Below are 20,560 nucleotides of genomic sequence, written 5' to 3'. Positions count from 1 at the left end.
GCTACGGAGCAGGCGGACCAGATGAGCGAGCACGAGCAGCACCACGAGGTTCCCGAGACGCCGGGTGTCTCCGAGGCCCCCCGGGGCCCCGCGAGTGCGGAGGGCTCCTCCTCCCTGGCCTCCTCGGGGACCACCGGGACCCCCGGGACCACCGGGGTCCCCGGAACCGCCGACGTGTCCGCGCCCACGCCGACGGACGCCCCGGCGGACGGGACGGACGAAACCGACGGGACGGACGCGGCCGCCGCGGAGGCGGGGAAACCGGGGGACGACGAGGCCGACGAGGCCCCGGACGCCGCCCGCACCGCCCCGGACCCGCACGACCGGAGCAGCGCCCGCGCACTCTTCGTCACGCTGCGTGAGCTCCCCGAGGGCTCCCCGGAGAAGGCGGAGCTGCGCAACCAGCTGGTGCGGATGCACCTCCCGCTGGTCGAGCACCTGGCCCGGCGGTTCCGCAACCGCGGCGAGCCGCTGGACGACCTGACGCAGGTGGCGACGATCGGCCTGATCAAGTCGGTGGACCGGTTCGACCCGGAGCGCGGTGTCGAGTTCTCGACGTACGCGACCCCCACGGTCGTCGGTGAGATCAAGCGCCACTTCCGCGACAAGGGGTGGGCGGTCCGGGTGCCGCGCCGGCTCCAGGAGCTGCGGCTCTCGCTGACCACGGCGACGGCCGAGCTCTCCCAGCAGCACGGCCGCTCGCCGACGGTGCACGAGCTGGCCGAGCGGCTCGGGATCTCGGAGGAGGAGGTCCTGGAGGGTCTGGAGTCGGCGAACGCCTACTCGACGCTCTCCCTGGACGTCCCCGACACGGACGACGAGTCGCCGGCGGTGGCGGACACCCTGGGCGCGGAGGACGAGGCCCTCGAGGGGGTCGAGTACCGCGAGTCGCTCAAGCCGCTCCTGGAGGACCTGCCGCCCCGCGAGAAGCGGATCCTGCTGCTGCGCTTCTTCGGGAACATGACCCAGTCGCAGATCGCGCAGGAGGTGGGCATCTCGCAGATGCACGTCTCCCGGCTGCTCGCCCGGACCCTCGCCCAGCTGCGGGAGAAGCTCCTGGTGGAGGAGTAGGGCCGAGGCTCTACGGAGTGTCCTGGCCGGGGCGCCGGATGCCGAGCGCCTCGGTCGTGGCCGGGTTCACCAGAAGGACGAGCCCGGCGACGGCCAGGACACCGAGGACGATGCCGGCCGGGATCATCGCGCTGTTCGCCTGGAGCATCTGCCAGGCGACCGGCAGGGCGAGGATCTGGGTGATCACGGCCGGGCCGCGGCTCCAGGAGCGGCGCAGCCACAGACCACGGGCGGCGGCGAGCGGGATCATCCCGAGTGCGACGAGCGTCACGGCCCCGGTCAGGGCTCCGGTGAGGTCGCCGGAGGTCCCGGTGAGGGAACTCACCAGCATGTACACACCCCCGGCGACGAGTCCGAGGGCCTCGATACCGGCCACGGCCGCCGCGGCGGCGAGACGGGCGGGACGGGGGGTCTGCTCCGTACTGCTCATAGAGGGCAGGGTAACGGGGGCGCGACGGGACGGCCGAGGCCGGGCGGCCCCGTCCACGGACCGGGCTGGACTGGGCCCGGTACCGCCGGGTAGGTACCCTGGCGCTCATGCGCGCACTTCTCGTGGTCAACCCGGCAGCCACCACCACCAGTGCCCGCACCCGTGACGTGCTGATCCACGCGCTCGCGAGCGAGATGAAGCTGGAGGCGGTCACCACCGAGTACCGCGGACACGCGCGGGACCTGGGCCGGCGGGCCGCCGACTCCGGCAACATCGACCTCGTCGTGGCCCTCGGCGGTGACGGCACGGTGAACGAGGTCGTCAACGGACTGCTGCACGGCGGGCCCGATCCGGAGCGGCTTCCGGGCCTCGCGGTCGTCCCCGGCGGATCGACGAACGTCTTCGCCCGCGCCCTCGGACTGCCCAACGACGCCGTGGAGGCGACCGGCGCCCTGCTCGACGCGCTGCGTGAGCGGCGGGCACGCACGGTGAGCCTCGGTCTCGCCTCGGGGACGCCGGGCACGGACGACGAATCGGTGCCGTCGCGCTGGTTCACCTTCTGCGCCGGTCTCGGTTTCGACGCGAGCGTCATCGGCCGGGTCGAACAGCAGCGGGAGCGCGGGAAGAGATCCACCCACGCTCTTTACCTCCGCCAGGTGGTGCGCCAGTTCCTGGACGAGCCGCACCGCCGGCACGGCACGATCACCCTGGAGCGCCCCGGCGCCGAGCCGGTCGAGGACCTGGTCCTCTCCATAATCTGCAACACCTCCCCCTGGACCTACCTGGGCAATCGCCCGGTGTACGCGTCCCCGGAGGCGTCCTTCGAAACAGCGCTCGACGTGCTCGGACTGCGCCGTCTGTCCACCCCGGCGGTGGCCCGCTACGCCACTCAGCTGCTCACTTCGACCCCGGAACGGGGCCCGCGAGGCAAGCACGCGGTAACTCTGCACGACCTGACCGACTTCACCTTGCATTCGAAGGTCCCCCTCCCCCTTCAGATGGACGGAGACCACCTCGGACTGCGTACGAGCGTGACGTTCACAGGCGTTCGCCGTGCACTGCGTGTGATTGTGTGAGTGGAAGGGCCCAAAGTCCTTTCACTCGAACGTTTAGACGCGCATCCACCCCTTAGAAGTACGGCTGTGACCTAGCCGACACCGAGGAATCAAAAAAAACTTTCCGGAAGGGGTTGTATCCGTTGCTGGGGTTTGGGAGTCTCTTCTTGGCGATCGGGACGGCCCGCAACACCGGCCTCCACTGAGAGCCAGAACCCCTCCTCAGTCTTAGGACCACACCAGTTCACCTGGCAGTCGGCCCTTCCCTTGCGGGGGGATTCGTGAAAGCGTTCACATTCACAAGCAACCAGCTTGTAACACCCTAGAGAGGTAGCAGCCATGGACTGGCGTCACAACGCCGTTTGTCGTGAGGAAGACCCCGAGCTGTTCTTCCCCATCGGCAACACCGGTCCTGCGCTGCTGCAGATCGAGGAAGCCAAGGCCGTCTGCCGCCGCTGCCCCGTCATGGAGCAGTGCCTGCAGTGGGCGCTCGAGTCCGGCCAGGACTCCGGCGTCTGGGGTGGCCTCAGCGAGGACGAGCGCCGCGCAATGAAGCGCCGTGCCGCTCGCAACCGGGCGCGTAACGCCAGCGCCTGACGCCCACCGACAGCCTGAGGCAGGCGGCGCATACATCGCGTATGCAATCACCGCCCTTGAGCCGCAGCGCGCAGCAGTAACCCACAGCATTCGAGCCCCGGACCGATCTTCTTCGGTCCGGGGCTCGCTGCCGTGCGCCCCTCCCGGAGGAGCGCACGGCGGCGAGGCTACTTCTGCGGCAGCACGGGGATGTCGAGGACCACCTTCGTACCGCGCCCGGCACCCGGCAGCATGTCGAAGGAACCGCCCAACTCCCCTTCCACCAGGGTCCGTACGATCTGGAGACCGAGGTTGCCGGCCCGCTGCGGGTCGAAGCCCTCGGGCAGTCCGCGGCCGTCGTCCTGGACCGTGATCAGGAGTCGGGCGTCCGTCCTGGGCTCGCCACGCACGGCGGTGACCTCGACGGTGCCCTCGTCGCCCGGCGCGAACGCGTGCTCCAGGGCGTTCTGCAGAATCTCGGTCAGGACCATGGAGAGCGGAGTCGCGACCTCCGCGTCGAGAATGCCGAAGCGGCCGTTGCGCCGGCAGGTGACCCGGCCCGGGGAGATCTCGGCGACCATCGCGATCACCCGGTCGGCGATCTCGTCGAACTGCACCCGCTCGTCCAGGTTCTGGGACAGCGTCTCATGCACGATGGCGATCGAACCGACGCGCCGCACCGCCTCGTTGAGGGCCTCCCGGCCCCGGTCGGAGTCCATCCGGCGGGCCTGGAGCCGCAACAGGGCGGCCACCGTCTGCAGGTTGTTCTTCACCCGGTGGTGGATCTCCCGGATGGTGGCGTCCTTGGTGATCAACTCGCGCTCGCGGCGACGCAGTTCGGTGACGTCCCGGAGGAGGACGAGCGAACCGATGCGGGTGCCCTTGGGCTTGAGCGGGATCGCCCGCAGCTGGATCACCCCGCCGTTGCCCTCGACCTCGAACTCGCGCGGCGCGTAGCCGGAGGCGAGGGTGACCAGGGCCTCGTCCACCGGGCCCCGGGAGGGGGCGAGTTCGGCCGTGATCTGGCCGAGGTGCTGGCCGACCAGGTCGGCGGCGAGACCGAGCCGGTGGTACGCGGAGAGGGCGTTGGGCGAGGCGTACTGGACGATGCCCTCGGCGTCCAGGCGGACGAGTCCGTCGCCGGCGCGCGGCGAGGAGTCCATGTCGACCTGCTCGCCGGGGAAGGGGAAGGTCCCGGCCGCGATCATCTGGGCGAGGTCGGAGGCCGACTGGAGGTAGGTGAGCTCCAGTCGGGAGGGGGTGCGGACGGTCAGCAGGTTGGTGTTGCGGGCGATGACGCCGAGGACCCTGCCCTCGCGGCGCACGGGGATGGACTCGACCCGTACCGGGACCTCCTCACGCCACTCCGGGTCGCCCTCCCGGACGATCCTGCCCTCGTCGAGCGCGGCGTCGAGCAGCGGGCGGCGGCCGCGCGGCACCAGATGGCCGACCATGTCGTCCTGGTAGGAGGTGGGACCGGTGTTCGGCCGCATCTGCGCGACGGAGACGTACCGCGTGCCGTCGAGGGTCGGGACCCAGAGCACGAGGTCGGCGAAGGAGAGGTCGGAGAGCAGCTGCCACTCCGACACCAGCAGGTGGAGCCACTCGAGGTCGGAGTCGCTCAGGGCGGTGTGCTGGCGCACGAGGTCGTTCATGGAGGGCACGATGCGAGCGTACCCGCGGAATAAAGGGGCGGTGAACCTGGATCTCCGGCGCTCCGTGCTGGAGGATGGGCCAGGAACGACCGCGTTCCTGTGGATGGACAGACAAGAATGGTCTAGTCCACAATGAACGCAACAGAGCCTCCATCCTCCCCGCACAGGAGGATGGAACGAGGTACCCGACGCTCTCTGCCCTGACTGCGTCGAGACCTCCCATACGGCCGAGGGACCGCACACCCCCGGCCGGAGCAAAACTCCGGGCTGCGGTGCCGGGCGGGCTGAGGGTCCCGCCGGGCGCCGCGGCCCGCGGGTGTTTCCGGGGCCATTCTCTCCGTCGCGACTCATCACGGACCCACCGGAACCTCATCGCGGGTTCTCCCGGGGGGTCGGTACGCATGCCCCGAGGGGGCCCGTCACGAGCACGCAGGGCCGGGCGCGTGGCGGCCTTCCCGGGCCCCTGAGGGGGTGGGGTCGGGGTTCGAGTGGCTGGGGGGACACGGGCGGCCGACGATGGAGGCGGCAGGGGCGTCCGGGGGGCGGAACGGCATGAGGGGAAGGCCCCTCCTCTGCTAGATTTGCCTTTGATTGGTCTATACCACATGGCTCCTCACCAGCCCCTCACCAGATCGGCAGGCACAGCGTGGAAGTTGTCATCGTCAAGGACGCCAAGGCGGGCGGCGAGCTCATCGCGGACGGCATCGCCGACCTCCTGCGCCGCAAGCCCGACGCGCTGCTCGGCGTGGCCACCGGCTCGACTCCGCTGCCCATCTACGACGCCCTGATCGCCCAGGTCTCGGCCGGCTCCGTGGACGCCTCCCGGGCCCGGATCGCCCAGCTGGACGAGTACGTCGGGCTGCCCGCGGGTCACCCCGAGTCCTACCGTTCCACCGTGCTCCGCCAGGTCGTCGAGCCGCTCGGGCTCTCCCAGGAGGCCTTCCTCGGCCCCGACGGCTCCGCCGAGGACGTCCTGGCGGCCTGTGAGGCGTACGACAGGGCGCTGTCCGAGGCCGGTGGCGTGGACCTGCAGATCCTCGGCATCGGCACCGACGGGCACATCGGCTTCAACGAGCCGTGCTCCTCGCTCGCCTCCCGCACCCGGATCAAGACGCTCACCGAGCAGACGCGCGTGGACAACGCCCGCTTCTTCGACAACGACATCGAGCAGGTGCCCCACCACGTCATCACCCAGGGCATCGGCACCATCCTGGAGGCCCGCCACCTGGTGCTGCTCGCCACCGGCGAGGGCAAGGCCGAGGCCGTCGCGCAGACCGTCGAGGGCCCGGTGGCGGCGCTGGTGCCGGCCTCCGCGCTGCAGCTGCACCCGCACGCCACGGTCGTGGTGGACGAGGCCGCAGCCTCCAAGCTGAAGCTCGCGGACTACTTCCGTCACACCTTCGCCAACAAGCCCGCCTGGCAGGGCATCTGAACCGCCCCGACCTTCCGGTCGCCGCGCGGTGACGACGAAGGGGCCCGGCACCTGTTCAGGTGCCGGGCCCCTTCGCTGCAAGACCCCGTCGCAGGACCTTCGCCGTACGGGGTCGGAGGCGGTGGTCAGGCGCCGGTGCCGACGACGGCCTCCGCGGCCGCGCGGCCGCAGACCCGGGCCGCACCGTGGGTGGCGATGTGCAGGGCCCCGCGGGGCTCCGCCTCGTTGAGGCCCATCTCGACCACCACGGTGTCCGGACGGGCCGCGATCAGGGCGTCCACCGCCTCGGTCATCCACGGGTGGCGGTGGAGGTCGCGTACGACCGCCACGACCCGCCGCTCCCCCGCGGCGCTGAGGACCGCGTCCACGGACGAGTCGGCGTACGAACCGGTCTCCGTGCCGGGCAGCAGCCGCTCCAGCTCGGCGGCGATGCCCCAGGGGGTCTCGTCGCCGACCGCGAAGTTCGCGACGGGGGTGAAGGAGGCCACGTAGGGAGCGCTGGTCATCGGGGTGTACGGCCGCTCCCCCCGGGTCACCTTGAGGGCCCGGCGGGCGGCCACGAGTCCGATCTCGGCGCCGGGCGCGGTCCCCTCCTGCACTGCCGCGCCCGGCACCGATCCAGCCCCCCTGGCCCGGTGCGCCTGGGTCCAGGACGCCAGGGCGCGCACGCGCGCCGCGGCGTCGGCCAGCCGCTCCTCGGGCAGTTCACCGGTCCGTACCGCGTTCACCAGCGCGTCGCGCAGCTGCAGCACGGTGTCCTCGTCGCACAGCCCCCCGCCGACGCAGATGGCGTCGGCGCCCGCTGCGATGGCGAGGACGGATCCGCGCTCGATGCCGTACGTCGCCGCGACGGCCTGCATCTCCATGCCGTCGGTGACGATCAGCCCCTCGAAGCCCAGTTCCTGACGGAGCAGACCGGTGAGGATCTGCGGGCTCAGGGTGGCCGGGCGATGGGGGTCGAGCGCGGAGAGCAGGATATGCGCGCTCATGACTGCTTTGGTACCCGCGGCGACGGCAGCGCGGAAAGGTACCAGCTCACGGGCGTGCAGTGTGGCGAGGTCCACATCGATCCGGGGCAGCGCGTCGTGGGAGTCGACGTTGGTGTCGCCGTGTCCGGGGAAGTGTTTGGTGCAGGCCGCGACCCCGACGCCCTGGAGACCGTCGACGTACGCCACGGTGTGCCGGGCGACCAGGTCCGGGTCCGGCCCGAAGGACCGGACGCCGATGACCGGGTTCTCGGCGTTGGAGTTGACGTCGGCGGAGGGCGCCCAGTTGAGGTCGACTCCACAGGCGGCGAGCCGGCGGCCGAGCTCACGGGCCACGGCGCGGGTGAGCTCGACGTCGTCGACGCTGCCCAGCGCGTAGTTGCCGGGGAAGGACGACCCCTGCTTGACCTCGAGACGGGTGACGTCGCCGCCCTCCTCGTCGATGGCGACGAGGACGTCGTCCCGCTCGGCCCTCAGCTGCGCGGTGAGCGCGGCGAGCTGCTCGGGGCTGACGATGTTCCGGCCGAACAGGCCCACCGACGACAGGCCCTCACCGATCCGGCGGAGCAGCCAGTCGGGTGCGGTGGTGCCGACGAAGCCCGGCTGGAGCACCGTGAGCGCGTCACGGGTCAGGGTGTCCGTGGCGTGTACGAGTGTGGTCATGAGGAGCCCTTATCCCTTCACCGCGCCGGCGGTCATGCCGCCGACGGCCTTGCGCTGGAGGAAGAGGAAGACGATGAGCACGGGAAGTGCGAAGAGCGTGGAGGCGGCCATGGTGGCGCCCCAGTCGCTGCCGAACGCGGTCTGGAACTCGGTGAGCCAACGCGTCAGGGTCTGCGACTCCTTGTCCTTGTTCAGCATGAGGACCATGGCGAACTCGTTCCAGGCGGTGATGAAGCCGAAGAGCGAGGTCGACATCAGGCCGGGAGCGAGGAGCGGGAAGATCACCTTGCGGAAGGCCTGACCGCGGGTGCAGCCGTCGATCTGCGCGGCCTCCTCCAGCTCGACCGGGACGGCGGCGATGAAGCCGCGCAGGGTCCAGATGGTGAAGGGGAGGACCATCACGAAGTAGATCAGCGTGAGCATCGGGATGCTGTTCAGCATGTCGTTCTCACGGGAGATCATGTACATCGCGATGACCATGACCTCCCAGGGGGCCATCTGCGCCAGCATCACGGTCAGGACGATGCCCTTGCGTCCCTTGAACTTCATGCGGGCGATCGCGAAGCTCGCGGCCAGGGCCACGAGGAGCGCGAGCAGCACGGCGCCGAGGGTGACCAGGAGGCTGTTCTGGACGTACGTCCAGAACAGGTCGACACCGGTCGCGGTGGTGTAGTTCTCGAACGTCGGCGTGAAGACGAAGACGGGGTCCTTCGTCATGATCTCGTGCTGCGGCTTCAGAGAGGACGAGAACATCCAGTAGACGGGGAAGACGAACACCACGGCGAGGACGAGTGCGGTGAGGTTCTTGGCGATGACGCCGACCGTCAGCGGCTTCCTGGTGCGCAGCTTCTGCGGCGTCTCAGTGGTGGTGCTCACAGCTCCTCCTCCTGCTTCAGGATCAGGCGGAAGTAGAAGGACATGACCGCGATGAGCATCACGATCGTCAGGACGGAGATGGCGGCGGCGACACCGTAGTGGAACTGGCCGACACCCTCGATGTAGGCGAAGACGGGGAGCGTCTCGGAGCCTCGGTCGGGACCGCCCTGGTTCATGGCGTAGACCTGGGCGAACGCCTTGAAGATCCAGATGATCTCCAGGAACGTCGTGATCATGAAGAAGGACTTGAGGTTCGGGAAGACCACGGACCAGAAGGTCCGCCAGCCGCTCGCGCCGTCCATCTTGGCGGCCTCGTACAGCTCCGTCCCGACCGTGGTCAGGGCGGCGTACATGTTGAGGGCGACGAAGGGGACCGAGCCCCAGACGAGCAGGATCAGGATGATGACGAGGGTGGAGAAGCCCGTCTCGAACCAGTTGTGCTGCTCGTAGCCCGAGAAGCCGAGCGTGCGCATGAGCCAGTTGACGACACCGAACTGCTCGTCGAAGAGCCAGCGGAAGACGGTGACGGAGGCGATGATCGGCATGGCCCAGGCGAGCATCAGGGCCAGCGAGAGGACCAGTCGCATCTTCTTGCCGAGGCGGTTCAGCAGCAGACCGACGCCCGTGCCGATGGCCATGATCAGGGCGACGTTGACGGCGGTGAAGACCACGCTTCGGACGACGACCGTCCAGAACTGGGAGTCGCTCAGCAGGTCCGTGTAGTTGTCGAAGCCGATCCAGACCGTCTCACGGGTGATGAACTCTTTCCGGTTGAGCTGCTGGAAGGAGAGCATCACATTGCGGATCAGCGGGTAGAGCAGGAGCACCGCCATGGACAGCAGGGCCGGCGCGACGAGCAGATAGGGCAGCAGCCCACTCGGCAGCGAGCGTCTGCCGCGCGAGGGCTGAAGGACTTCCTTCGAGCCGGAAGGGGATGGCGGAGTCTGAGACTTCCCTGCCGCCCTCCCGGGCGCGTCCTGAGGAGCGGCGCTGGCCGTCCCCTGGGAGTCCACGGTCATGGTCTTATTCCTCGCGGTTCTGGGGCTCCCGCGCCCACCGGGGCACGGCCCGGGGGAGCGGGCCGCTGGTCACTGCGTGCGATGCGTCACTGCAAAGCGTCACTGCAAGCGCCGGTGGTGCGGCCGGTGCGACACCGGCCGCACCACCTGGCTACGGATTACTGCTGGTTGATGCGCTCGTTGATGACCTTGTCGGCCGCCTCGCCGGCCGCCTTGGCGTCCTCGCCCTTCAGGACCTTCGTCATGAAGTCCTTGATCGGGTTCGGCGCGGTCTCGACGTTCGCCCAGCCCGGCGTCACCGGGGTGACCTTGCCGGACGCGGACGACACGGCCATCGACTCGGCGAAGGAACCGGCGGCCGGCTTGAACTGCGCGCCGTCCTGGTTCGGGAGCAGCGCACCCTCGGTGGCCTTCGCGTACGTGGTCATGTACTCCTTGCCGGCGGCGAGGGCCAGCCACTCCTTCGCGAGCTCCTTGTTCTGGGAGCGCTCGGCGATGGCGAGGTTCGAGCCGCCGAGGAAGACGGAGCCCGGCTTGTCAGCGGTCTTGCCCGGGATCGGGAAGTAGCCGAAGTCGGCCGTCTTGCCGGCCTTCTTCATGGCGTCGATCGCGCCGCCGGCCTCCCAGCCGAGGCCGATCCAGGACGCCACGCCGCCCTTGGGGACGACGTCGGTGGACTGCTGCGGGGTCGCCTCGTCCTTGTCCTTCGGAGCGGTGGAGTAGGACGCCAGCTCCTTGTAGAAGTTCACGGCGTTGACGGCCTCGGGGGAGGACAGGTTGCCCTTCCACTTGTCGCCGTCCTTGACCGCGAGGTCGCTGCCCTCGTCCCAGATGAGGCCGGCGAGCACGTACCAGGACTGACCCGGCAGGTAGATCGCCTGCGACTTCGGGTCGGCGGCCTTGAGCTTCTTCAGACCGTCGATCCACTCGGCGCGGGTCTTCGGCGGGGTGACGCCGGCCTTCTTGTAGGCGGCCTTGTCGTAGATGACGACGCGGCTGGCGGCGTACCACGGAGCGGAGTAGAGCTTGCCGTCCAGCTCGTTGGAGGCGACCATGCCCTTGTTCCAGGCGTCGTAGCCGAGCTTGGTCTTGTCGCCCGTCAGGTCGGCGAGACCGCCGGTGACCGCGTAGCCGGCGGTCTGGGTGTTGCCGAGCTCCAGGACGTCCGGCGGGGTGTCCTCGGAGAGGGCGGTGGTGACCTTCTCCTGGATGCCGTTCCAGACCTGCTTCTCGACCTTGACCTTGACGCCCGGGTGCTTGGCCTCGAAGGCCTTGTTCACCTCGGCCATCCAGGCGTCCGGCGCGGAACCGTCCATGACCCAGACGGTCAGGGTCTTGTCGCCCCCGGCCGGCGCCTTGGCGCCGTCCTTACCCTTGTCACTGTCGGAACCACACGCAGCGATAGAGACCATCATGCCTGCGACGCCGATCGCCGCGATGAGCTTGCGCTTCACGCCACCCTCCTCAGGGATGCCTGCAACCCCTGCCCACCGCGCGAAGACATACGTCGGGTAGTGCTCGTGGGGCTGGGACCTGGTCTTTAATGGTTTAGACCAGTACCCGGAGCTTGGCCTAGACCTTTAGGGGTGTCAAGGGTGTATAAGAAGGGCAGTCGCGTCCGTTATCGGACCGACACCTGAGGGAGGGCGACGACCCGTGACCGGTCCGTGCCACCATGTGAGCCGCGACAGACGGAGGAGCCGGTGACGGCAGCAGCACAGGAGTCGGGAAGGCAGGCCATGGCCACGGACGCGGGCAGCACGGAGACGGAGGGTGGAGCCCCCACCCGTACCGCGCGCGTGCCCAAGTACTACCGACTGAAGCGGCATTTGCTCGACATGACGGAGACCCTGCCGCCCGGCACACCGGTCCCGCCCGAGCGCACACTCGCCGCCGAGTTCGACACCTCGCGCACCACCGTGCGCCAGGCCCTCCAGGAGCTGGTCGTCGAGGGCCGCCTGGAGCGCATCCAGGGCAAGGGCACCTTCGTGGCCAAGCCCAAGGTCTCCCAGGCCCTGCAACTCACCTCCTACACGGAGGACATGCGCGCCCAGGGCCTCGAGCCCACCTCGCAGCTGCTCGACATCGGCTATGTCACCGCCGACGACACCCTCGCCGGGCTGCTCGACATCACGGCCGGCGGACGGGTGCTCCGCATCGAGCGGCTGCGGCTCGCGAGCGGCGAGCCGATGGCGATCGAGACCACCCATCTCTCGGCGAAGCGCTTCCCCGCGCTGCGGCGTTCCCTGGTGAAGTACACCTCCTTGTACACCGCGCTCGCCGAGGTGTACGACGTGCACCTCGCCGAGGCCGAGGAGACCATCGAGACCTCCCTCGCCACCCCGCGCGAGGCCGGACTGCTCGGCACCGACGTGGGTCTGCCGATGCTGATGCTCTCCCGTCATTCACTGGACGCCCAGGGCGAGCCGGTCGAATGGGTGCGGTCGGTCTACCGCGGCGACCGGTACAAGTTCGTGGCGCGCCTGAAGCGCCCGAACGGCTGACCCTTTCTCCCTTTCCGTACGACTCCGTAACGACTCCGTACGACTATTTACGACTCTTTACGACTCCGTACGACACGAACGGCCGCACCCCACCGGGTGCGGCCGTTCTGCATTCCCCCGGCGAATGACAAAGTCACATCCGTTATGCGGACAGGGGTTCCATGGAGCGGAAGCGTCCCCTAGATTTCCCCAGCATTACCGAGGTGATCAGCGAGGGGACGGCAATCGCCATGTCAGATACACCAGATGCGACACAAGGGAAACAACCCACCATCACACCCCTGCGGGTGGTGATAGCCCTCTGTCTGTTCGCGCCGTTCGTGGCGATGCTCTGGGTGAGCTCCTACGCGAGGGTCGAACCGCTCCTCGCGGGCATCCCGTTCTTCTACTGGTACCAGATGCTCTGGGTGCTGATCTCCACCGTGCTCACCATGGTCGCGTACAAGCTGTGGCAGCTCGACCAGCGCGCCCGCAAGGGAGGTGACGCGCGATGAAGGACGGCGTGAACGGCGTCGCACTCGCCGTCTTCATCTTCTTCTTCCTGGCCGTCACGGTCATGGGATTCCTCGCCTCGCGCTGGCGCAGGGCCGAGAACGAGAACAGCCTCGACGAATGGGGCCTCGGCGGCCGGTCGTTCGGCACCTGGGTGACCTGGTTCCTGCTCGGCGGCGACCTCTACACCGCGTACACCTTCGTCGCCGTCCCGGCGGCCATCTACGCGGCGGGCGCGGCCGGCTTCTTCGCCGTGCCGTACACGATTCTGGTCTACCCGCTGATCTTCACCTTCCTGCCGCGCCTCTGGTCGGTCTCGCACAAGCACGGGTACGTCACCACCTCGGACTTCGTGCGCGGCCGCTTCGGCTCCAAGGGCCTCTCCCTCGCGGTGGCCGTCACCGGCATCCTCGCGACCATGCCGTACATCGCGCTCCAGCTCGTCGGCATCCAGGCCGTCCTGGACGTCATGGGCGTCGGCGGCGGCGAGAACACCCACTGGTTCATCAAGGACCTGCCGCTCCTCATCGCCTTCGGTGTCCTCGCGGCGTACACGTACTCCTCGGGTCTGCGCGCCCCCGCGCTCATCGCCTTCGTCAAGGACACCCTGATCTACATCGTCATCGCGGTGGCGATCATCTACATCCCGATCAAGCTGGGCGGCTTCGACGAGATCTTCGCCAAGGCGGGCGAGGCCTACGCGCAGACCAACCCGGCGACCGGCAAGCCGCGCGGCTCGCTCGTCCCCGGTGAGGCCGGACAGTGGACGTACGCGACGCTGGCGCTCGGCTCGGCGCTCGCGCTCTTCATGTACCCGCACTCCATCACGGCGACGCTGTCGTCCCGGAGCCGTGAGGTCATCCGCCGCAACACCACGATCCTGCCGCTGTACTCGCTGATGCTGGGCCTGCTCGCGCTGCTCGGCTTCATGGCGATCGCCGCCGGGATCCAGGTGAAGAACGGCCAGCTCGCCATCCCGCAGCTCTTCGAGACCATGTTCCCGGACTGGTTCGCGGGCGTCGCGTTCGCCGCGATCGGCATCGGCGCGCTCGTCCCCGCCGCGATCATGTCGATCGCCGCGGCCAACCTCTTCACCCGCAACATCTACAAGGACTTCATCAAGCCGGACGCCACCCCGGCGCAGGAGACCAAGGTCTCCAAGCTGGTGTCGCTCCTGGTGAAGGTCGGCGCGCTCGCCTTCGTCCTCACCATGGACAAGACGGTCGCGATCAACTTCCAGCTGCTCGGCGGCATCTGGATCCTGCAGACCTTCCCGGCCCTGGTCGGCGGTCTCTTCACCCGCTGGTTCCACCGCTGGGCGCTGCTCGCCGGCTGGGCCGTCGGCATGCTCTACGGCACGATCGCCGCGTACGGGGTCGCCAGCCCGACCCAGAAGCACTTCGGCGGCTCCTCGGCCGAGATCCCGGGCATCGGCGAGATCGGCTACATCGGTCTCACCGCCTTCGTCCTCAACGTCCTCGTCACGGTCGTCCTCACCTTCGTCCTCAAGGCCGTCAAGGCCCCCGAGGGCATCGACGAGACCTCCCCGGAGGACTACACGGCCGACGCCGGCGACCGCGGAGTCAGCACCGAGCTCCCGAAGGTCGGCGCCGACACGCACTGACCCCGGCCGCCCGCCGGCACCGCTCTCCGGTCCCGGCACCGCCGGACCTGACGAAGGCCGCCCCGCTTCCTTCCGAGGCGTGGCGGCCTTCGCCGTCCCCGGTGGACGGCGGAGCCGCCGACGACCCGTTGGGGGCCGACGGGCGAGCGGAGGCACACTGCCCTCATGGACTTCACGATCAGGGCGGTACGGCCCGAGGAGTACGAGACTCTCGGTGAGCTCACCGCGGGGACCTATCTGAACGACGGACTGCTGAAGTACGGGGCGGAGGACTCGTATCTGGACGTGCTCCGGGACACGGCGCGGCGGGCGCGCGAGAGCGAGGTGCTCGTCGCCGAGGACGGCGACGGGCGGCTCCTCGGCGGGGTGACCTTCGCCACCGGCAACACTCCGTGGGCGGACATCGCGGTCGAGGACGAGGCCGAGTTCCGGATGCTCGTGGTCTCCCGGGAGGCCCGTGGCCGGGGCGTCGGAGAGGCCCTCGTACGGGCCTGTGTCGAGCGCGCGAGGGCCCTGCCGGGGTGCCGGCGCATCGTGCTGTCCACGGACGCCTCGATGGTCTCCGCGCACCGGATATACGGCCGCCTGGGCTTCGTCCGGACCCCGGACCGGGACTGGGAGCCGATTCCCGACCACCGCCTGCGCACCTACGCCTTGGAGTTCTGAGCCGGGGGGCGACACAACATGTGGGGGGTGCGGCAAGCGACGCCCCCCACATGTATGCTCGTCCTCGCTGTCGACGCAGGGGAATCCGGCGCGAATCCGGAACTGTCCCGCAACGGTGTGCTTCGTACGGATACGACGAATTCGTACGACGTGAGTCCGACGACCTGACGACGGCGCATCCGGTCCGACCGTTCCGGGTGCCAATGACGTCCGGGCCTCGCGGAGTGGGCCGGTGGAAGCGTCGCGTCCCGTGCCTGGACGCCCGTCTGCCCGCCTTCCCCCGCCGCGGCCCCGAGCCGAGCGAGGGAGAGCCCCCACGTGACCATCGCGCCCGCCGATCCGGCTTCCGCCGAGGCTTCCGCGGTCGAGAGCGACGGCCCCGGGACCGTACTGCTGCGGACCCTGACCGACCTCACCGCCGATCTCCCCGACACCGACCCCGGCAAGGTCGCCGCCGCCGCGCTCCGCGGCCGCAGCGCCGTGGCGGACGAGGCGGAACTGCGCGAGCTGGCCACCGAGGCGTCCGCCGGTCTGATCGCCGACGACCCGGCGTACTCCCGGCTCGCCGCCCGGCTCCTGACCATCACCATCGCCGACGAGGCGGCCGGACAGGGCTCGTTCTCCTTCTCCGCCTCCGTCGCCGTGGGGCACCGCGAGGGTCTGATCGCCGACCGCACCGCCGAGTTCGTCGCGCTGCACGCGGAGCGGCTGGACGCGACGATCGACGGGGCCGCCGACGACCGCTTCGGCTACTTCGGTCTGCGCACCCTCTACTCGCGCTACCTGCTGCGCCACCCGATCACCCGCAAGGTGATCGAGACCCCGCAGCACTTCATGCTCCGGGTGGCCTGCGGTCTCGCGGAGGACGACAGCGTCCGCGCGCTCGACGAGGTCGCCGCGCTGTACGGCCTGATGAGCCGGCTCGACTACCTGCCGTCCTCCCCCACGCTCTTCAACTCCGGCACCCGCCACCCGCAGATGTCCTCCTGCTACCTCCTGGACTCCCCGCAGGACGAGCTGGACTCCATCTACGACCGCTACCACCAGGTGGCGCGCCTCTCGAAGCACGCGGGCGGCATCGGCCTCTCGTACTCCCGCATCCGGGCCCGCGGTTCGCTGATCCGCGGCACCAACGGGCACTCCAACGGCATCGTGCCGTTCCTGAAGACGCTGGACGCCTCCGTCGCCGCCGTGAACCAGGGCGGCCGTCGCAAGGGCGCCGCCGCCGTCTACCTGGAGACCTGGCACGCGGACATCGAGGAGTTCCTGGAGCTCCGCGACAACACGGGTGAGGACCAGCGCCGTACGCACAACCTGAACCTGGCGCACTGGATCCCGGACGAGTTCATGCGCCGCGTCAACGCGGACGCCGACTGGTCGCTGTTCTCCCCGGCGGACGTGCCCGAGCTGGTCGACCTGTGGGGCGAGGAGTTCGACGCCGCGTACCACAAGGCCGAGGCGGCGGGCCTGGCCCGCAAGACGATGCCGGCCCGTGACCTGTACGGCCGGATGATGCGGACCCTGGCCCAGACCGGCAACGGCTGGATGACCTTCAAGGACGCCTCGAACCGGACGGCCAACCAGACCGCCGAGCCGGGCACGGTCGTCCACTCCTCGAACCTCTGCACCGAGATCATCGAGGTCACCAACGACGGCGAGACGGCCGTCTGCAACCTCGGCTCGGTCAACCTGGGGTCCTTCGTGACCGGCGGGGACATCGACTGGGAGCGGCTCGACGCCACCGTCCGTACGGCCGTCACCTTCCTCGACCGGGTCGTCGACATCAACTTCTACCCGACCGAGCAGGCGGGCCGCTCCAACGCCCGCTGGCGGCCGGTGGGCCTGGGCGCGATGGGCCTCCAGGACGTCTTCTTCCAGCTGAAGATGCCGTTCGACTCCCCCGAGGCGCGCGCGCTGTCCACCCGTATCGCCGAGCGCATCATGCTCGCCGCGTACGAGGCCTCCGCCGACCTCGCCGAGCGCAGCGGTCCGGTCCCCGCCTGGGACAAGACCCGCGCGGCCCGCGGTGTGCTGCACCCGGACCACTACGACGTGGAGCTCAACTGGCCGGAGCGCTGGGCCGCGCTGCGCGAGCGGATCGCCGCCGTCGGCATGCGCAACTCGCTGCTCCTCGCCATCGCGCCCACCGCCACGATCGCCTCGATCGCCGGTGTCTACGAGTGCATCGAGCCGCAGGTCTCGAACCTCTTCAAGCGCGAGACGCTGTCCGGCGAGTTCCTCCAGGTCAACTCCTACCTGGTCGACGAGCTGAAGAAGCTCGGCGTGTGGGACGCGCAGACCCGTGAGGCGCTGCGCGACGCCAACGGCTCGGTGGCCGGCTTCACCTGGGTCCCCGCCGAGGTGCGCGAGCTGTACCGCACGGCGTGGGAGATCCCGCAGCGCGGCCTGATCGACATGGCCGCCGCCCGGACGCCGTTCCTGGACCAGTCGCAGTCGCTGAACCTGTTCCTGGAGACGCCGACGATCGGCAAGCTGTCGTCGATGTACGCGTACGCCTGGAAGCAGGGTCTGAAGACGACGTACTACCTGCGCTCCCGCCCGGCGACCCGGATCGCCCGCGCCGCCCAGGCGTCGACGGCCGCGGCCACCATCCCCGTCCAGCAGGCGACGCCCGACGCGGACGCCCTCGCCTGCTCCCTTGAGAACCCCGAGTCCTGCGAGGCCTGCCAGTAATGAGCACCAACGAGAAGAAGAACCTCCTCGACCCGGGCTTCGAGCTGACCCTCCGTCCGATGCGCTACCCGGACTTCTACGAGCGCTACCGGGACGCGATCAAGAACACCTGGACGGTGGAGGAGGTCGACCTCCACTCGGACGTCGCCGACCTCGCCAAGCTGACTCCGGCGGAGCAGCACATGATCGGCCGTCTGGTCGCGTTCTTCGCGACGGGCGACTCGATCGTCTCGAACAACCTGGTGCTGACGCTCTACAAGCACATCAACTCCCCGGAGGCGCGCCTGTACCTGTCGCGCCAGCTGTTCGAGGAGGCCGTGCACGTCCAGTTCTATCTGACGCTGCTCGACACCTATCTGCCCGACCCGGACGACCGCGCCGCCGCGTTCGACGCGGTCGAGGAGATCCCCTCCATCCGCGAGAAGGCGCAGTTCTGCTTCAAGTGGATGGACTCGGTCGAGAAGATCGACCGCCTGGAGACGGCCGCCGACCGGCGCCGCTTCCTGCTGAACCTGATCTGCTTCGCCGCGTGCATCGAGGGCCTCTTCTTCTACGGCGCCTTCGCGTACGTGTACTGGTTCCGGTCGCGCGGTCTGCTGCACGGCCTGGCCACCGGCACCAACTGGGTGTTCCGTGACGAGACGATGCACATGAACTTCGCCTTCGAGGTCGTGGACACCGTCCGCAAGGAGGAGCCCGAGCTCTTCGACGACGCGCTTCAGCAGCAGGTCACGGACATGCTGCGGGAGGCCGTCGAGGCGGAGCTGCAGTTCGGCCGTGACCTGTGCGGCGACGGCCTGCCGGGCATGAACACCGAGTCGATGCGCGAGTACCTCCAGTGCGTCGCCGACCAGCGTCTCCAGCGTCTGGGCTTCGCCCCGGTGTACGGCTCCGAGAACCCGTTCGCGTTCATGGAGCTCCAGGGTGTCCAGGAGCTCACGAACTTCTTCGAGCGCCGGCCGTCCGCCTACCAGGTGGCGGTCGAGGGTTCGGTGGACCTCGACGAGGACTTCTGAGCCTCCGAGGACCGGGGCGGGGAACAAGATCGTCCGCCCGGGCGGTGACGTGAAGTGTCGTGAAAAAGCCGGGCCCCGCTCCTTCGTGAAGGAGCGGGGCCCGGCCCATGTCCACGGCGATCAGGCGTTCGGCACCGTCTCGTAGCGCGGGGTGCCCTCTTCCATCTGGCGCAGGGCGTCCTTGCGGTCCCGCTTGGAGAGGCGGTCGATGTACAGGTAGCCGTACAGGTGGTCCGTCTCGTGCTGGAGGCAGCGGGCGAAGTAGCCCGTGCCGCGCACCTTGATCGGGTTGCCCTGGGCGTCCTGGCCGTGGACCTCCGCGTAGTCGGGGCGGGCCAGCTCGGCGTAGGCGGTCGGGACGGAGAGGCAGCCCTCGTTGGACTCGTCCAGGACGCGCAGCTCGGCCGGGATCTCCTGGAGGACCGGGTTGATCACGACGCCGGTGTGCCGGACGCCCTCGTCGTCGGGGCAGTCGTAGACGAAGACCTTGCGGTCCACACCGATCTGGTTCGCGGCCAGGCCCACGCCCTCGGCGGCCTTCTGGCTGGCGAACATGTCGTCGATCAGCTGCGCGAGCTCGGCGTCGAACTCGGTGACGTCCTTGCACTCCTTGTGGAGCACCGGGTTGCCGACCACCGTGATCGGGCGGGCCGTGCCGCGCTCACGGTGGGCGAGCTCACGCGCCTCGCAGTCCTCCGTGTCCACGACGAAGCCGTCGTTGATCGTCTGGTCGTCCGTCTCCTGCTGCGCCATGTCCGGCCGCGCCTTCCTGAAAACCCGATTCCGTCGGAGGACAGCCTACGGGCCCCGGCGGGAACGCTCAGCAGACCTCTTCGAGATCACGCCACTCACGGCTGTCCGGGCTGTCCGCCACCCAGCCGTCGAGGAGCCCGCGCACCAGACCCGCGGGGGCCGCGATGCCGCACTCCCGCTCCGGCACCCACAGCTCGCCCGGCGAGCGGTGGCCGAGCGGCCCGGGATGGCCCGGCTCGCTGTGGTCGTGCGGGTCGGAGTGCTCGCCCTCGCCCTCGGCGCTCGGCATGGTCGACTCGGAGCAGGCACGACAGAGCAGCCGCACGGAGGACGACCAGTCCTCCGCGGCGAAACCGGCCTCCGCGGCCAGCTGCTCCAAGGCGTCGCGGTCGGCCTCCGTGGCGGCCTCCAGGAGCACCACCCAGGTGGGGACCGGCGAGGGAGCCCACAGCTCGATCTCGTCGAAGACGGGGTAGGAGGGGCCCGCGGTGGTGGTCCGCTCGCCGTTCGGCACACCGTCGTGGAGGACGACCTCGCCCCAGCGGCGCCCCGAGGACGGCAGCGGGACGGAGAGGACCTCGATCCGGGCCGGGTCGAGCCGGCGGCCCCACACGACCTCGGCCTCGCCCTCCGGCGACAGCCGGACGGCGGCACTGCCGAGCTCCATGCCGGCGGGCTCACCGGTGCCGGCGGCTGCGCCGGGCACCTTCAGTCCATAGGCCTGCCAGGCACGGCGGGCCAGCGGCCAGTCCTGGAGCGCGGTGGCCGCGATCCCCACGTTCCACCAGTCGGGGGCCCCGGTCTCCTTGTCGAGCAGCGCGACCGCGCGCAGCCCGGCGGCCCGCGCCTGCTCCCAGTCGTGCCGGAACTTGTGCAGCAGCGCCAGGTTGAACCAGGACTCCGAGAGCCATGGCTCGAGATCGGCCGCGCGCGTCAGAAGTGCGCCCGCGTCCTCGTACCGGCCGTCGCCGATCAGCGTGAACGCGCGGTCGGTGGCCTGCCGCCATGAGGCGGAGGGCCGATGCCGTACCTTCCCGAAGATCTTCAC

The 20,560-nt window shown here is 69.6% G+C and carries 18 protein-coding genes and 1 riboswitch; of the genes, 10 read left to right on the top strand and 8 right to left on the bottom strand.

Annotated features, from left to right (window positions below; translation table 11 throughout):
- The first annotated feature begins 21 nt into the window (after nucleotides 1–21).
- The gene (locus IE311_RS31710; RefSeq protein WP_409351073.1) at nucleotides 22–1,071 is read left to right on the top strand and encodes an RNA polymerase sigma factor SigF; all 1,050 of its coding nucleotides are present in this window, start codon (nucleotides 22–24) and stop codon (nucleotides 1,069–1,071) included.
- A 10-nt stretch (nucleotides 1,072–1,081) separates the two neighbouring features.
- On the opposite strand, the gene IE311_RS31705 is transcribed toward IE311_RS31710, so the two are convergent.
- Complete coding sequence (locus tag IE311_RS31705; RefSeq protein ID WP_189835308.1) at nucleotides 1,082–1,501, bottom strand: hypothetical protein; 420 nt, start codon at nucleotides 1,499–1,501, stop codon at nucleotides 1,082–1,084.
- 107 nt (nucleotides 1,502–1,608) lie between these two features.
- Between IE311_RS31705 and IE311_RS31700 the strand changes: the two genes are divergently transcribed.
- Both IE311_RS31700 and IE311_RS31695 read left to right on the top strand, forming a co-directional pair.
- Complete coding sequence (locus IE311_RS31700; RefSeq protein ID WP_189835307.1) at nucleotides 1,609–2,577, top strand: diacylglycerol/lipid kinase family protein; 969 nt, start codon at nucleotides 1,609–1,611, stop codon at nucleotides 2,575–2,577.
- Nucleotides 2,578–2,895: 318 nt separating this feature from the next.
- Nucleotides 2,896–3,153 carry a WhiB family transcriptional regulator gene (locus IE311_RS31695; RefSeq protein WP_003953983.1) on the top strand — a complete coding sequence of 86 codons (258 nt, stop codon included), beginning with the start codon at nucleotides 2,896–2,898 and terminating at the stop codon, nucleotides 3,151–3,153.
- Nucleotides 3,154–3,320: 167 nt separating this feature from the next.
- On the opposite strand, the gene IE311_RS31690 is transcribed toward IE311_RS31695, so the two are convergent.
- Nucleotides 3,321–4,787 carry a sensor histidine kinase gene (locus IE311_RS31690; RefSeq protein ID WP_189835306.1) on the bottom strand — a complete coding sequence of 489 codons (1,467 nt, stop codon included), beginning with the start codon at nucleotides 4,785–4,787 and terminating at the stop codon, nucleotides 3,321–3,323.
- A 646-nt stretch (nucleotides 4,788–5,433) separates the two neighbouring features.
- On the opposite strand from IE311_RS31690, the gene nagB reads away from it, so the two are divergent.
- Nucleotides 5,434–6,219: a glucosamine-6-phosphate deaminase gene (nagB, locus tag IE311_RS31685; RefSeq protein WP_189835305.1), complete on the top strand. Its 786-nt coding sequence runs from the start codon at nucleotides 5,434–5,436 to the stop codon at nucleotides 6,217–6,219.
- Nucleotides 6,220–6,344: 125 nt separating this feature from the next.
- Here the strand turns inward: nagB and IE311_RS31680 are convergent, their stop codons facing one another.
- The 4 genes from IE311_RS31680 to IE311_RS31665 form a co-directional block, all read right to left on the bottom strand.
- Nucleotides 6,345–7,868 (bottom strand): glycoside hydrolase family 3 protein, encoded by a 1,524-nt coding sequence (locus tag IE311_RS31680; RefSeq protein WP_189835304.1) that lies wholly within the window; start codon nucleotides 7,866–7,868, stop codon nucleotides 6,345–6,347.
- Between the two features lie 9 nt (nucleotides 7,869–7,877).
- A complete protein-coding gene (locus tag IE311_RS31675; RefSeq protein ID WP_373314015.1) occupies nucleotides 7,878–8,744 on the bottom strand; it encodes a carbohydrate ABC transporter permease in 867 nt (288 codons plus the stop codon).
- On the bottom strand, nucleotides 8,741–9,763 hold the full coding sequence (locus tag IE311_RS31670; RefSeq protein ID WP_189835303.1) for a carbohydrate ABC transporter permease: 1,023 nt from the start codon (nucleotides 9,761–9,763) through the stop codon (nucleotides 8,741–8,743). Before IE311_RS31670 ends, IE311_RS31675 begins: the two co-directional genes overlap by 4 nt.
- Nucleotides 9,764–9,921: 158 nt before the next feature.
- Complete coding sequence (locus tag IE311_RS31665) at nucleotides 9,922–11,217, bottom strand: extracellular solute-binding protein (RefSeq protein WP_189835302.1); 1,296 nt, start codon at nucleotides 11,215–11,217, stop codon at nucleotides 9,922–9,924.
- 285 nt (nucleotides 11,218–11,502) lie between these two features.
- Between IE311_RS31665 and IE311_RS31660 the strand changes: the two genes are divergently transcribed.
- From IE311_RS31660 to IE311_RS31635, 6 genes are all read left to right on the top strand, one after another.
- Nucleotides 11,503–12,267, top strand: coding sequence for a GntR family transcriptional regulator (locus IE311_RS31660; RefSeq protein ID WP_189835341.1), 765 nt, complete (start codon nucleotides 11,503–11,505; stop codon nucleotides 12,265–12,267).
- Nucleotides 12,268–12,497: 230 nt separating this feature from the next.
- Entirely contained in the window at nucleotides 12,498–12,761 is a 264-nt protein-coding gene (locus IE311_RS31655) for a DUF3311 domain-containing protein (protein WP_189835301.1), read from the top strand.
- Nucleotides 12,758–14,383 (top strand): monocarboxylate uptake permease MctP, encoded by a 1,626-nt coding sequence (gene mctP / locus IE311_RS31650; protein WP_189835300.1) that lies wholly within the window; start codon nucleotides 12,758–12,760, stop codon nucleotides 14,381–14,383. The genes IE311_RS31655 and mctP overlap by 4 nt, the downstream gene beginning before the upstream one ends.
- Before the next feature lie 165 nt (nucleotides 14,384–14,548).
- Complete coding sequence (locus IE311_RS31645) at nucleotides 14,549–15,049, top strand: GNAT family N-acetyltransferase (RefSeq protein ID WP_189835299.1); 501 nt, start codon at nucleotides 14,549–14,551, stop codon at nucleotides 15,047–15,049.
- Between the two features lie 42 nt (nucleotides 15,050–15,091).
- Nucleotides 15,092–15,235, top strand: a riboswitch (cobalamin riboswitch).
- A 132-nt stretch (nucleotides 15,236–15,367) separates the two neighbouring features.
- Nucleotides 15,368–17,743, top strand: coding sequence for a ribonucleoside-diphosphate reductase subunit alpha (locus IE311_RS31640; protein ID WP_189835298.1), 2,376 nt, complete (start codon nucleotides 15,368–15,370; stop codon nucleotides 17,741–17,743).
- Nucleotides 17,743–18,759 carry a ribonucleotide-diphosphate reductase subunit beta gene (locus IE311_RS31635; protein ID WP_189835297.1) on the top strand — a complete coding sequence of 339 codons (1,017 nt, stop codon included), beginning with the start codon at nucleotides 17,743–17,745 and terminating at the stop codon, nucleotides 18,757–18,759. Before IE311_RS31640 ends, IE311_RS31635 begins: the two co-directional genes overlap by 1 nt.
- Before the next feature lie 120 nt (nucleotides 18,760–18,879).
- On the opposite strand, the gene def is transcribed toward IE311_RS31635, so the two are convergent.
- Together def and IE311_RS31625 are read right to left on the bottom strand one after the other, a co-directional pair.
- Nucleotides 18,880–19,512, bottom strand: a complete 633-nt coding sequence (gene def / locus IE311_RS31630) for a peptide deformylase (protein WP_189835296.1) — start codon at nucleotides 19,510–19,512, stop codon at nucleotides 18,880–18,882.
- Nucleotides 19,513–19,579: 67 nt separating this feature from the next.
- Nucleotides 19,580–20,560: a tetratricopeptide repeat protein gene (locus tag IE311_RS31625; RefSeq protein WP_189835295.1), complete on the bottom strand. Its 981-nt coding sequence runs from the start codon at nucleotides 20,558–20,560 to the stop codon at nucleotides 19,580–19,582.

The sequence above is a fragment of the Streptomyces zaomyceticus genome, assembly GCF_014656215.1.
Lineage (GTDB): Bacteria > Actinomycetota > Actinomycetes > Streptomycetales > Streptomycetaceae > Streptomyces > Streptomyces zaomyceticus.
The sequence above is the reverse complement of the archived record's forward strand: the minus strand, read 5'-3'. Positions and strand labels throughout refer to the sequence as shown.